The organism is Streptomyces sp. SID14515 (assembly GCF_010548505.1).
GTDB lineage: Bacteria > Actinomycetota > Actinomycetes > Streptomycetales > Streptomycetaceae > Streptomyces > Streptomyces caviscabies.
This window is the reverse complement of sequence record NZ_JAAGMH010000143.1, coordinates 39,536-52,298: the sequence shown is the minus strand read 5'-3', so window position 1 is coordinate 52,298 and position 12,763 is coordinate 39,536. Positions and strand designations below refer to the sequence as shown.

The 12,763-nt window shown below is 73.1% G+C and carries 13 protein-coding genes; 5 read left to right on the top strand and 8 right to left on the bottom strand.

Annotated features, from left to right (window positions below):
• Positions 1-154: 154 nt before the first annotated feature.
• Entirely contained in the window at positions 155-742 is a 588-nt protein-coding gene (locus tag G3I54_RS34425; protein WP_164620698.1) for an XRE family transcriptional regulator, read from the bottom strand.
• A gap of 147 nt (positions 743-889) precedes the next feature.
• On the opposite strand from G3I54_RS34425, the gene G3I54_RS34420 reads away from it, so the two are divergent.
• Both G3I54_RS34420 and G3I54_RS34415 read left to right on the top strand, forming a co-directional pair.
• Entirely contained in the window at positions 890-2,011 is a 1,122-nt protein-coding gene (locus tag G3I54_RS34420) for an arylsulfotransferase family protein (RefSeq protein ID WP_164620696.1), read from the top strand.
• Positions 2,008-3,363 carry a solute carrier family 23 protein gene (locus G3I54_RS34415; RefSeq protein WP_343240499.1) on the top strand — a complete coding sequence of 452 codons (1,356 nt, stop codon included), beginning with the start codon at positions 2,008-2,010 and terminating at the stop codon, positions 3,361-3,363. The genes G3I54_RS34420 and G3I54_RS34415 overlap by 4 nt, the downstream gene beginning before the upstream one ends.
• A gap of 48 nt (positions 3,364-3,411) precedes the next feature.
• Here G3I54_RS34415 and G3I54_RS34410 read toward each other — a convergent pair whose 3' ends face one another.
• Positions 3,412-4,092, bottom strand: coding sequence for a response regulator transcription factor (locus G3I54_RS34410; RefSeq protein WP_203687635.1), 681 nt, complete (start codon positions 4,090-4,092; stop codon positions 3,412-3,414).
• Positions 4,093-4,232: 140 nt separating this feature from the next.
• Positions 4,233-5,906 carry a GAF domain-containing sensor histidine kinase gene (locus G3I54_RS34405; protein ID WP_164620918.1) on the bottom strand — a complete coding sequence of 558 codons (1,674 nt, stop codon included), beginning with the start codon at positions 5,904-5,906 and terminating at the stop codon, positions 4,233-4,235.
• A 300-nt stretch (positions 5,907-6,206) separates the two neighbouring features.
• On the opposite strand from G3I54_RS34405, the gene G3I54_RS34400 reads away from it, so the two are divergent.
• Positions 6,207-6,809 (top strand): CBS domain-containing protein, encoded by a 603-nt coding sequence (locus G3I54_RS34400; protein WP_164620691.1) that lies wholly within the window; start codon positions 6,207-6,209, stop codon positions 6,807-6,809.
• 85 nt (positions 6,810-6,894) lie between these two features.
• Here the strand turns inward: G3I54_RS34400 and G3I54_RS34395 are convergent, their stop codons facing one another.
• The 3 genes from G3I54_RS34395 to G3I54_RS34385 all read right to left on the bottom strand — a co-directional run bounded on the left by G3I54_RS34395 (position 6,895) and on the right by G3I54_RS34385 (position 9,696).
• Positions 6,895-7,764 (bottom strand): universal stress protein, encoded by an 870-nt coding sequence (locus G3I54_RS34395; protein ID WP_164620689.1) that lies wholly within the window; start codon positions 7,762-7,764, stop codon positions 6,895-6,897.
• 158 nt (positions 7,765-7,922) lie between these two features.
• Positions 7,923-8,531, bottom strand: coding sequence for a DoxX family membrane protein (locus G3I54_RS34390; RefSeq protein ID WP_164620687.1), 609 nt, complete (start codon positions 8,529-8,531; stop codon positions 7,923-7,925).
• Between the two features lie 157 nt (positions 8,532-8,688).
• Positions 8,689-9,696 carry a LysR family transcriptional regulator gene (locus G3I54_RS34385; RefSeq protein ID WP_203687633.1) on the bottom strand — a complete coding sequence of 336 codons (1,008 nt, stop codon included), beginning with the start codon at positions 9,694-9,696 and terminating at the stop codon, positions 8,689-8,691.
• A 126-nt stretch (positions 9,697-9,822) separates the two neighbouring features.
• On the opposite strand from G3I54_RS34385, the gene G3I54_RS34380 reads away from it, so the two are divergent.
• On the top strand, positions 9,823-10,518 hold the full coding sequence (locus G3I54_RS34380; protein WP_164620685.1) for a type 1 glutamine amidotransferase domain-containing protein: 696 nt from the start codon (positions 9,823-9,825) through the stop codon (positions 10,516-10,518).
• A 31-nt stretch (positions 10,519-10,549) separates the two neighbouring features.
• On the opposite strand, the gene G3I54_RS34375 is transcribed toward G3I54_RS34380, so the two are convergent.
• Together G3I54_RS34375 and G3I54_RS34370 are read right to left on the bottom strand one after the other, a co-directional pair.
• Positions 10,550-10,918 carry a hypothetical protein gene (locus G3I54_RS34375; RefSeq protein WP_097915682.1) on the bottom strand — a complete coding sequence of 123 codons (369 nt, stop codon included), beginning with the start codon at positions 10,916-10,918 and terminating at the stop codon, positions 10,550-10,552.
• A gap of 147 nt (positions 10,919-11,065) precedes the next feature.
• Positions 11,066-11,785: a TetR family transcriptional regulator gene (locus tag G3I54_RS34370; RefSeq protein WP_164620914.1), complete on the bottom strand. Its 720-nt coding sequence runs from the start codon at positions 11,783-11,785 to the stop codon at positions 11,066-11,068.
• Between the two features lie 169 nt (positions 11,786-11,954).
• Here G3I54_RS34370 and G3I54_RS34365 point away from each other — a divergent pair, with 169 nt between their 5' ends.
• Positions 11,955-12,740 carry an electron transfer flavoprotein subunit beta/FixA family protein gene (locus G3I54_RS34365; protein WP_164620683.1) on the top strand — a complete coding sequence of 262 codons (786 nt, stop codon included), beginning with the start codon at positions 11,955-11,957 and terminating at the stop codon, positions 12,738-12,740.
• Positions 12,741-12,763: the final 23 nt, after the last annotated feature.

Genomic DNA, 12,763 nt, shown 5'->3' with positions numbered 1-12,763 from the left:
CACCCACCCAGCCCGTCCGGCGTTTGAGGACGGAAGCCTGTGCCTCGGGGCCCGCAGTCGGCAGGGCCCCGAGGCACAGGACCCCTACGGGCGCGCCGAACACCCCCGTAAAGGTTCCGTCCTCGAACGCCGGACGGGCTGCAGTGGCCCGACCTCAGCCTCCGGGGCCGTGGCCGGAGACCGAGACCAGGAGGACGCGGGTGCCGGGGCTGGTCGCGCGCCAGCGATGCCGCACGCCGCCGGTGAGGTAGAGCGTGTCGCCGCGCTCCAGCCGGTAGGTGCGGCCGTCCGCCTCGACCTCGGCCGTGCCGTCGGCCACGTACATCAACTCGTCGTTGCCGTGCAGGAATTCACGGTCGGCATGCTGGGCGCCGGTGAACTCCAGGGCGTGCATCTGGTGGTTGCCGCGGACGAGCGGGCGCACCCCCGTATCGGTGGCGAGACCCGAGTCGTCCTTGGCCCGGACGACGTCGACGGACCGGTCCGTGGCGCTGGAGGCGGCCAGGAGTTCGACGGCGGTGGTCCGCAGGCCGTCGGCGATGCGCTGGAGGGAACGCATGCTGGGCCGCGCGCGCTCGTTCTCGATCTGGCTGAGGAAGGGGACCGAGAGGCCGCTGCGCTCGGCGACCACGGCCAGCGTCAGATCGAGGGCCCGTCGGCGCTGGCGCACGGCGTTGCCGAGTCCGGCGCCCGGCTCACCGGGCGCCGTCCGCCCGTCGCCGTCCGGCCGCGTATCGCTCATGATCTTGTCTCCTCCCCGGGGCCAGCCACCTTACGCAGGGGCGCGGGAGGTTTCGTACGCCCGTCACACCGCTGACACACTCCGCCCCTAGCTTCAAAGGAGTTCGACTACATCAAAGAAAATTTGATCCTCTGAAGCGAGGTTGTTGTGTCCACCGTCGACCAGAATCAGCGCCGCCGCCGCGGCACCGGTCTCATCGCTCTCGACGCCGAGAAGGCCTTCGAGGGCTACACGCTCTTCGCCCCGCTCACCGGCGGCGGCGCGGTGCATCTGATCGATCTGCGCGGCGAGGACGCGCACACCTGGCGGCTGCCGTACCGGCCCGGCCGGCACGCCCGGATCCTGCCCGGCGGGAATCTCGCGTACAACGGCGTGCTGCCCGACGAGAAGGCGCTCTTCCCGATGTGGCACAAGTACCGCGGCGGCGTCCTCGGCGTGTACGCCCCCGACGGCACGGCCCTGCGCGAGTACCGCGATCCGCTCCAGCACCACGACGCGCACCACCTGGACGACGGCGGAATCCTCTACACCGCGCTGGAGCCCCTCACCGGCGCGGAGGCCGACGGGGTGCGCGGCGGGGTGCCCGGCTCGGAGGCGGCGGGCGGCGTCGTGTGGGCGGACACCATCAGGCAGGTGGACGCCGAGGGCCGGGAGGTGTGGACCTGGAGCGCCCGCGAGCATCTCGACCGCGAGACGTTCGCCCTGCATCCGGACTACGCGCGCGAGCACTGGCCGCTCATCAACTCGGTCACGCCGCTCGCGGACGGCAACATCCTGGCGAGCCTGCGCAGCGTCTCGGCGGTCGTCGTGATCAGCCGTACGACCGGGGAGATCCTGTGGCGCACCGCGCCCGGCACCGTATCGCAGCAGCACCATCCCACCGAGCTGCCGAACGGCAATCTGCTCGTCTTCGACAACGGCGTCTTCCGCCCGGGGCACGACGTGCCGTACTCGCGCGTGATCGAGATCGACCGGGCTGGGAACATCGCGTGGGAGTACCACGACCCCGCCCGCGAGTCCTTCTTCGCGCCGTTCATGGGATCGGCCCAACGCCTGCCGAACGGGAACACCTTGGTGACCGACTCCCCGGCGGGCCGACTGTTCGAGGTCACCGCCGAAGGGCTGCTGGTGTGGGAGTACGTCGTGCCGCACTTCGGCGGCTACGAGGAGGCCGAGGTGCGCGGGCTGTTCCCGGCCGAGCCGAACGCGGTCTTCCGGTCCTACCGTTACGCGGCCGACGAGCTGCCCTGGCTGGAGGCCGGACGGTGACGGCGACGATCGCGCCCGCCGACGAACGGGTCCCGCTCGCGAGGCTGGTTCCGCTGGCCCTCCAGCACGTCCTGGCGATGGCCGCCGCTCCCGTGTCGACCGTCTTCCTCACCGCCACCGCGCTGCGCCTGAGTCCGGCGGAGACGGCTTCGGTGCTCAGCGCGGTCCTCGTCCTGTGCGGCGTCGGATCGCTGCTCCAGTCGCTCGGCGTCGGGAACGTCGGCGCGCGGCTGCCGTTCATCATGCTGCCGGGCGGGGCCGCCACCGCGCTGTTCATCCAGATCTCCGCCGATCACGGCCCGGCCGTCGCCAGCGGCTCGGTGCTCCTCGCCGCCGTCCTGCTGCTGGCCGTGGTTCCGCTGTACGGCCGGGTCGTGCGGCTCTTCCCGCCGCTGGTGATGGGCGTGACGGTGCTGCTGATCGGGATCGCCATGGTGCGGGTGGCCGCGCAGCTGATCACCGGGCCGACCGGGGAGGCGGCGCGCGGGTCGGTCGTCCTGGCGGGCGTCACGGTGGCGGTCACGCTGACGGCGTACCTCTTCCTGCGCGGGGTGTGGCGGCAGAGCGCGGTGCTCATCGGCATGGCCGCGGGCACCGCCATCGCGGTGGTCAGCGGGCTCGGCGCGTTCAGCCCGGCCCCGGGCAGCGGCTTCTCGCTCCCGGCGCTCTTCCCGTACGGGACACCGCGGTTCGACGTCCTCGCCGCGCTGCCGCTGCTGGTCTTCAGCCTCAGCACGCTCGCCGAGATCACCGGCCAGACCGTCCTCAACAGCGAGACCTCGGGGCGCACCGCCGATCCCGGCCGTGATGTCCCGAAGGTCGCCCGCGCCGACGCGCTGATGTCGCTCTTCGCCGGAACGCTGGGGGCGTCGCTGATGGTGACCAGCTCCGAGAACATCGGCATCAGCCGGCTGACCGGGGTCCGCAGCCGCTTCGTGACGGCGGCGGCCGGCGGTCTCCTCGTCGCCGTGGGGCTCCTCTCCCCGCTCTCCCGCGCGGTCGCAGGACTGCCGCCCGCCGTGGTCGGGGGTTCCGCGCTCGTCGTGTACGCGGTCATCGCCGTCATGGGCGTCCAGATGCTCGCCCGGTCCGAGCTCGCCGAGCGGAACCACTCGATGATCGCGGCGTTGGCGCTGGCCGTAGGACTCCTGCCGATCGTCTCCCCGACCCTCTACGACGACTTCCCGGGCTGGATCCGTACGCTCCTGGGGTCCGGGGTCGTCGCGGGAACACTGGCGGCCGTCCTGCTGCACGCCCTCTTCGCCGTCGCCGACCGGCCGCGCGCCGCCACCGGCTCCCCGACGGGGACGGCCTCCGGTGTGACGGCGGCGCCGGAGGCCGGGAGCAGCTGACGCGGGTCGTACGGCGGACCGGGTCCGGGGCCGCGCCCGGTCCTGGCGTCAGCCGGTCCTGCGGGGCTGGGCGGCGATGACGGCGGCCTGGACGCGGCGCTCGACGCCGAGCTTCGCCAGGATCCGGGAGATGTTGTTCTTGACCGTCTTCTCCGCGAGGTAGAGCCTCAGTCCGATCTCCCGGTTGGTGAGTCCCTCGCCGATGAGCACGAGGATCTCCTGCTCCCGGGGGGTGAGCGCCCCGACGCCCGAGGGGCGTTCCTCCTGTGCCGCGCCGTCCCGGAGCCGGGCCATCACGCGGGCGGTGGCCCCGGGGTCGAGCATCGACCGGCCCGCGGCGACCGTGCGTACGGCCTGGACCAGGTCCGTGCCCGTGATCTGCTTCAGCACATAGCCGGACGCGCCCGCCACGATGGCGTCGAGCAACGCCTCCTCGTCGTCGAAGGAGGTGAGCATCAGACAGGCGAGGCCGGGCATCCGGGAGCGCAGTTCGCGGCAGACGCTGACGCCGTCCCCGTCGGGCAGCCGCACGTCCAGCACGGCGACCTGGGGCCGCAGAGCGGGGATGCGCGCGAGCGCCTGTTCCACGGTGCCCGCCTCGCCGACGACGGTCAGGTCCGGCTCGGCGTCCAGCAGATCGTGCACGCCGCGGCGCACCACTTCGTGGTCGTCGAGGAGGAACACCGTCACCGGCGTCTTCCCGGCCGGGTCCGCTGCGTTGTCCGTCATCTCACGCTCCATCATCGGTGAAGGGCATCCGCCGCGGCGGATGCCCCCGATGGTGCCGTACCGGCGGACCGCTCGAACAGGGCCGGTCGGCCCTCATCGAGGAGAGACGGGCCGGGTCGCCGCATGTCCTGCGGGTCCGTTCAACGGGGAGCGGGTCCGTCGAGCGGGGCGCGCCAGAGGAGCCGGCTGCCTCCACCGTCCGGAGTGGAGATCTCCAGGGAGCCGCCGGCCCGGCGGGCGCGTTCGGCCAGGTTGTCCAGCCCGCTGCGGCGGCCCTGCTCCGGGATGCCCCGCCCGTTGTCGGTGACCGTCAGACGCACGTCGTCCGCGGTGGCCTTCAGGCTGACCTCGACCCGGGTGGCGTGGGCGTGCCGGGCCGCGTTGCTGAGGAGCTCCCCGAGCGCCGCCACCACGTGTTCCGCCGTGTCGAGCGGTACGTCGGTGTCGAGCAGGCCCTCCATGCTCAGCCGGGGCGGAAAGCCCAGCGAGGTCACCGCGTCCCCCACGGCGCGGGAGGCGCGGGCCCGCAGGCCGGCCGCGGGACCCTCGCCCCGGGCCCGCAGGCCGAAGATGGTGGACCTGATGATCTTGATGGTCTCGTCCAGGTCGTCGACGGCCCGGCCCACCCGCTCGGCGGCCCCGGTGTGCTCGATCAGCCGGGCCGCGCTCTGCAGCGTCATGCCGGTCGCGAACAGCCGCTGGATCGCCAGGTCGTGGAGATCGCGGGCGATCCGGTCGCGGTCCTCCAGGAGGGCCACCTCCTCGGCGTCCCGCCGCCGTTCGCCCAGTTCCAGGGCGAGCGCCGCCTGCCCCGCGAAAGCGAGCAGCGGTTCCAGCTCGGCCTCCGAGAAGACGGGCTCGCCGGCGGCGCGGGCCAGCAGCAGGACCCCCTCACCGGCCGTCCCCAGCGGCACGGCGACCGTCGGCCCCGGACCGGCCGTGCGATGCGGATCGTCGCGGAAGCGGGGGTCCTTGCCCAGACAGGCGGACACCTCGGGCTTGCCGGATGCCGCGACCGCGCCGGGCAACGTCCCCTTGACCGGAATGACCAGCCCCTGGAGGGCCTCGTCGCCCGCGGACAGCTCCACGACCAGGTCGCCCGTGCCCTCGACGGCCACGGCCACGGTCACGAGGCAGGCCCCGGTGATCTCGCCCGCGCGCCGGGCGATCAGCTCCGTCACGTCCTGCGGGACGTCGCCCTGGAAGAGCCGGTGGGTGACCTCGGCCCCGGCCCGTAGCCAGTGCTGCTGGCGCTGCGAACTCTCGTACAGGCGGGCGTTGTCGATCGCCACGCCCGCGGCCACCGCCAGGGTGGTGATGACGGACTCGTCCTCCTCGTCGAAGTCCAGCCCGCCGCGTTTGTCCGTGAGGTAGAGGTTCCCGAACACCTCGTCCCGCACCCGGACGGGCACGCCGAGGAACGTGCGCATCGGCGGGTGATGCTCAGGAAACCCGAACGACGCCCGGTGCGAGCCCAGTTCGCTCAGGCGCAGCGGCTCCGGGTGCCGGATCAGTTCGCCCAGCAGCCCGTGGCCGGACGGCAGCGGGCCGATCCGCGCCCGCTGTTCCTCCGTCAGGCCCGAGGTGAGGAACTGCGACAGGCTCCGCCCGTCCGGACCGACCACGCCCAGCGCGCCGTACTCCGCGTCGACCAGCTGCGCCCCGGCCTCGACGATACGGCGCAGCACCTGGGACAGGTCGAGCTCCCGGCCCACGGAGACGACGGCCTCCAGCAGGCTGTGCACCCGGTCCCTGGTTCCCCTGGCCGTGTGGATCCTCGCCTGGAGTTCCTCCAGCAGTTCGTCCAGTCGCATCTGCGGCATCCGCGACAGCGGCGGCTCCACTCCCACAGCGCATTCCCCTCCGCTTCCCCCCGACGCCCCGGCGCCTTCTCGGCGCAACTCTAGAGGGTGCCCCCGCCCATCGCCCCGGGGCCGGGAAGGACCGGACCCGGCGCGAAGGACCGGACCCGGCGCGGAGGACCGGACCCGTACCGCCGGGAAGGGCGAGCAGGGACGTTCAGTCCCCGGGCCGGGACCCGGCCGGGCCTCGCGCGGCGGCGGGGACGGCGCGAGGCTGGGACCGACCAGGCGGACCGACCCCGGGGGCAGGACATGCGCGAGCACACAGTGGGCGAGGTGATGACCCGTACGGTCGTCACGGTCGCCCCCGGCACCCCGGCCCGGCAGGTGGCCCGGCTCCTCGACCGCCACCGGATCGGCGCGGTGCCCGTGCTGGACGCCGAGGACCGGGTCGTGGGCGTGGTCTCCCGCGGGGACGTGACGGGCGGCCCCCGGGGCGCGGCCGCCGACGGGCCGGGGGCCGTGGTCGCCGCCCGTCACCTGATGACGACTCCCGCGATCACGATCCACCCGGAGCAGCGGGTGAAGGACGCGGCACGGGTGATGGAACGGCGGCGCGTCGACCGGCTCCCCGTGGTGGACCCGGAGGACCGGCTGATCGGCATCACCACCCGCCGCGATCTCCTGCGGGTCTTCCTCCGTACGGACGAGGAGGTGCGGACCGACGCCATCGGGACGGTGCGTGCCACGCTCCCCGGGCCGGGCCCCGGCGGGGTGTGCGTGTCGGTACGCGACGGCCTGGTCACTCTCACCGGTTCGGCGGACCCGTCGCGGCTGCCCGCTCTCGTCGCCCGCCTCTGGCGCGTCGACGGTGTCACGGGGGTGCTCAACAAGCTGAGCCCGTCGACGGGTTGACCACTCCGGTGCCGGAGCGCCTCGAACGCCCACCACGCGCCGATGCCCGCCCCCGGTGTCGGGGGCGGGCATCGGCGGCGGGCCGTCAGGCGTGCGGCACGACGGCTACGGGGCAGCGCGCGTGGTGCAGCACCGCGTGGGCGGCCGAACCGATACGGGCGCCGATCGGCGACCGCCGGGCCCGTCGGCCGACCACCATCAGCCGCGCCTGCGGGGACGCCTCGACCAGTACCTGTCCCGCGCTGCCCAACTGGACGTCCTCCAGCACCTTCACATCGGGGTACCGCTCCCGCCAGGGGGCCAGGGCCGCGCGCAGCGCCTCACGCTCGAAGGGCTCCAGTCCGCCCGAGGCGTCGGCGAGGGCCAACGACGCGCTCCAGGTGTAGACGGGCGGCAGGCTCCAGGCCCGTACGGCCCGCAGCGGCGCTCCGCGCAGCGCCGCCGCCTCGAAGGCGAAGCCGAGCACGTCCGCGCTGTCCTCCGGGGAACCCTGCTGGCCGACGACCACCTCGGCGCTCTCCCGGGGCGCGCCCTCGCCGTCGTCGGCCCGTACGGAGACGACCGGCCCCTTGGCGGAGGCGAGCACCTGCTGACCGTAGGAGCCGAGCAGGAAGCCGAGCAGCGCGCCGTGGCCCCGGGTTCCCAGGCACAGGACGGCGGCGCGTTCGGCCTCGGCCGTCAGCGCCACGACGGGCGTCTCGGGCAGCACCTTCGTGGTGACGGTGAGCTGCGGATACCTGCTGGTCACGTGCTCCTCGGCCGCGCGCAGAACCGCACGGGCCGCCTGCTCCTCCGCGTCCCGATTCTGCACGAGCGGAACGTCCAGCGGCTGCCAGAGCCAGGCGTGCACGATGCGCAGCGGAAGCCCTCGCAGCGTCGCCTCGCGCGCCGCCCAGTCGGCCGCCGCCAGGCTCTCCGGCGAACCGTCCACTCCTGCGACTACGGGCCGGATCATGGTCTACCTCCGTGTGTGTGGGTGCGGTCCTGCGCTTCGGCCGGCCGCTGACATCAGCATCTCGGCGGAACACCGCCCCGGTGCAGGGCCGTTCGGCCCTGCACCGGGGCCCGATGGGCACGGGGGCGCGGCCGACCGGCCCACCGGCGGCGGGGCGGTCAGAGGAGCCAGCGCCGTCCGCGGACGAGGGGCAGGCGCTCCCAGGTCCGGCCCAGCCCCCAGGTGCGGCCCGCCGACGCGACGGCCAGCAGGACGAGGACAGCGGCATAGAGCACGTGATAGTCGATGAGCGGATTCGTCGACATGCTCGGGGCGCCGTCGGACAGGTGCCGGGCGGGCGGCCATTCCGCGGCCCACATCAGGGCCATCATCACGGTGCCCGCCACGGCCGTGAGGCGCAGGGCGACGCCCGCCGCCAGTGCGAGGCCGATGCCGAGCAGCCCGAGCATGAAGGCCCAGTCGGCCCAGGCCTGACCCGCCCAGGCATGGAACGTGGACTCCAGCGGGCCGACCGCCACTCCGCTCAGGAAGCCCTGGGTGGGCGATCCGCCCTCGACCCAGGCCCGCTCCGCCGGAGTGGCGTACCCCCAGCCGAAGGCCTTGTCGAAGAAGGCCCACAGGAAGGTGAACGCGGTCAGGAAGCGCAGCACGGCGGTGGCTCGCCCGAACGCCGTACCGTCTCCCCCGGCCGCGCGGGTCCCCCCGGAGCCACCGCTCTCGCCGGTCGTCACGCCCGTTCGTTCCGGCGTCTCGTGGTGCAGTGCCATCGCCCTCAACCCCTCAGCTCCGTCACGCCGTTGCGTGTACGACAACCACCGTGGCGGCGATGGAGGGCGTGGGCGGAGAGCCCCGAGGTCCCATGCCGGGGGCCGAACAGCCCTGATTCCGGGGGACGTTCGGCAAGAGACCCCGGTGGCGGCCCCCTCACCAGGCGCGGGCCGCCTCGACCAGCAGGTCGCGCACCCGCGCCACCTGAGGGTTGACGGCGGAGCCGGGGCGCTGCACCAGGTACGCGGTGTTGATCGGCGGGTCCTCGGGGGCGTACAGCTCGACCAGGGCGCCCGAGGCCAGTTCGTCCGCGCAGAGGTAGCGCGGCAGCACCGTGAAGCCCGCCCCCGCCACCACGGCGGCGAGCACCCCGCGCAGGTCGGGGACGGTGACGGCGGCCCGGCAGTCGAGGCGGCGGCCGAAGACGTGGCGCCAGTAGCGGCGGGCGATGGGCAGGTCCTCGGCGTACGTCACCAGCGGCAGGCCGTGCAGCACGCCCGGGCCCTCGGCCGCGATACGCTCCGGTCCCCCGGTCCGCGCGGCCCAGTGCGGGGCGGCCGTCAGGACGAACTCCTCGTCCATCAGCGGCACCGCGGACAGCGCCCGGCCGCGCGGCCGGGCGGTCGCGATGACCAGGTCGTGGCGGCCCGCGCGCAGCTCGTCCAGGAGCGGATCGGTGAGTCCGGTCGCGGCGCGCAGCAGCAGCCCGTCCGCGACCAGCGGGGCCAGCGCGGGCAGCACCCGCAGACACATCAGCTCGGCGGGGCCCGCCAGGTGGACGGGGGCGGCCGGGCGCTCACCGGCCGGGACCGTATCGCCCGTGACCTCGGCGAGGGCGTCCAGCGGGGCGACGATCCGGGCCGCCAGCTCGTCCGCGTACGGCGACGGGGCGACCCCGCGCGGCAGCCGCTCGAACAGCTCCCGGTCCACCTGCCGCTCCAGGGCGCGCATCTGGGCGGTGACCGTGGGCTGGGACAGGCCGAGCAGCCGGGCGGCGGCGGTGAAGGACCCCGACCGGTGCACCGCGAGGAAGGTCCGCAGCAGATTCAGATCGGCCGGGCCCGGCTGCTCGGCCCGACCCGGCGGCCCGCCCGGACCCGGACCCGGGGCCGCGTCCGCCGTCCGGCCCAGCCCCGGTGACCCATCAGGATCCTTATTTCTCATAGCTGCCAGCCTATTGGAAACCTATGGGTGATCCGTCCTACGGTCGCATGAGTCAGCCCTTACCGGGACTCCCCCGCACACGCTCGATCCCGCACACACTTCTCTCGACCTACGGAGACGTACGACATGGCAAAGATCCTTTTCGTGGTGACCGGCGCGGACCACTGGACCCTGGCGGACGGCACGAAGCACCCCACGGGCTTCTGGGCCGAAGAGGCCGTGACCCCGTACGAGACCCTCACCGCCGCCGGCCACGAAGTGGTCGTCGCCACCCCGGGCGGCGTCGTCCCGACCGTGGACCGAGGCAGCCTGGCTCCCGAGTTCAACGGCGGCCAGGAAGGGGCCGACCGGGTCGCCGCCGCGCTGGACGGGTTCGAGGAGCTGCGGCGGCCCGTCGCGCTGGAGGACGTGGACCTGGACGCGTACGACGCGGTCTTCTACCCCGGCGGCCACGGCCCGATGGAGGACCTCGCGGTGAACGAGGCCTCCGGCCGGCTGCTCGCCGAAGCACTGGCCTCGGGCAAGCCGCTCGGCGTGGTCTGCCACGGTCCGGCGGCGCTGCTGGCCGCGACCGGCCCCGACGGCGCCAACGCGTTCACCGGGTACCGGCTGACCGGCTTCACCAACACCGAGGAGACCCAGGCGGGCTTCGCGGAGAAGGCCAAGTGGCTGCTCCAGGACCGGCTGGTGGAGCTGGGCGCGGACTTCCAGGAGGGCGAGCCCTGGGCCCCGTTCATCATCACCGACCGGAACCTGATCACCGGTCAGAACCCGTCCTCCTCCGCGCCGTTGGCCGCCGAACTGCTCAACCGGCTCGGCTGACCGGCAGAACGAGGCTTCAGGCCCCGCCCGTTCAGACCCAGTCCCGCCGTGCGGGCGGCTCACAGAGTTCCAGCACGACCGCGCCCGTCTCCGGCTCGTCCCCGGAGACGGGCCGCACGCGCGCTCCGACCGTCACCAGATGCGGCGCCGCACCCACGATCTGGCAGCGGAAGACGAACCCTTCCGAGAACCGCACCAGGGACTCGTTGCGCGCGGCCTCGGTGTAGCGGTGGACCACGGCGGTGCGGACGACCACGCCGTGGCCGGTGGTGCGTTCAGGCTCCAGTTCGCTCGACGCGCACACCGGGCACAGCAACCGCCGGAACGAGGCGGTGCCGCACCAGCGGCAGCGGTGGTAGGAGAGGCCGCACTCCTCGTGCGCCTTCTGGACGGTGCCCATTCCTGTCTGGGACACGGCTCGACCCCCTGCGCTCGACTCGGACGCGCCGCACCTGCACTGCCGGCGCGTCCGCACCATATGGCACTCAGTGCCGGACAGTAAAGGCACTGAGTGCCCATTGGTACACGGTTCTCGCCGCCGCGGCGCTCAGTGCTCGCCGACGGCGGCCTCGATCTGCTGCACGACGCGCCACATCGGGGTGCCCTTCTGCGCCACCATCACGATCACCTCGCCATCGGCGGAGACGGGCAGCGAGCCGGCGCCCCCGGCCGCCTCCACCACCTCCCTCTCCCGCCCCGGGGCCGCCCGGCCGACGGGCCGCGCCCACACCTCGCGCACCAGGGCGAGTGCGTGATCGACGGCCTCCTCGGGGTCGCCCTCGCCGCCCGAACGCAGCCACAGCCGCAGCCCGTTGTTGTGCGCGGCGACCACGGACGCCGCGATCACCTCGGCCCGCAGCTCCCCGTCGCCGTCCCCGCCGAACCGGCCCCGCAGATGACCGGCGAGGGTCTGTTCGTAACGGCGCACCACGGACAGTTCGTACGTCCGCAGTCCCGGCACCTCCCGGGTGAGGCGGTAGCGCTGCACGGAGAACTCCGGGTTGGCCGCGTACATCCGCAGCACGATCCGCGCGGCGTCGCACACCGCGCCGACCGGGTCGCTGTCGTCGACGGTACCCAGGAACTCGGTCATCTCGGCGAGGCAGCGCTCATGGTCCGGGAAGACCGCGTCCTCCTTGGACGGGAAGTAGCGGAAGAACGAACGCCGCCCCACCCCGGCCCGGGCCACGATGTCGTCCACGGTCGTCCGCTCGAAGCCCCGCTCCAGGAACAGCTGGAAGGCCGCCTGGGCGAGCACCTCCCGCATGGGTGCCTTCTTCTCGGGTCCTCGCGCCTCGCTCATGCGGCGAAACGTAGCACCGCGACGGCACTTTTGGCACTGCGTACCTTTACAGAGGGTACTGAGTGCCATAGTGTCGTCACCACTACGAACGACACCCAGGTGGGACCACACCCAGGTAGGCAGGAGAGCCGGCGTGAGCTTGAGGATCGTTGTCTGTGTGAAGTACGTGCCCGACGCGACCGGTGACCGGCATTTCGCCGATGACCTGACGCTGGATCGTGAGGATGTCGACGGTCTGTTGTCGGAGCTGGACGAGTACGCGGTCGAGCAGGCGTTGCAGATCGCTGACGAGGCTGATGATGCGGAGATCACCGTGGTGACGGTGGGTCCGGAGGATGCCAAGGACGCGTTGCGCAAGGCGTTGTCGATGGGTGCGGACAAGGCGGTTCACGTCGAGGACGACGATCTGCACGGCACGGATGTGATGGGGACGTCGCTGGTGCTGGCGAAGGCGGTCGAGAAGACCGGGTATGACCTGGTGATCTGCGGGATGGCGTCCACGGACGGTGTGATGGGTGTGCTGCCGGCGCTGCTGGCGGAGCGTCTGGGTGTGCCGCAGGTGACGCTGCTGTCCGAGGTCACGGTCGCGGATGGTGTGGTGACCGGGCGTCGTGACGGTGACACCGCCTCGGAGCAGCTGGAGGCATCCCTTCCGGCGGTGGTGTCGGTGACCGACCAGTCGGGTGAGGCGCGTTACCCCTCGTTCAAGGGGATCATGGCGGCGAAGAAGAAGCCGGTCGAGTCGCTGGATCTGGATGATCTGGGTCTGGAGGCGGACGAGGTGGGTCTGGCGGGTGCGTGGACCGCGGTCGACTCCGCGACGGAGCGTCCGGCGCGGACGGCGGGCACGATCGTGAAGGACGAGGGCGAGGGCGGCAAGCAGCTGGCCGAGTTCCTCGCGGGCCAGAAGTTCATCTAGCCCGCACGCTCGGCCCATCCCCC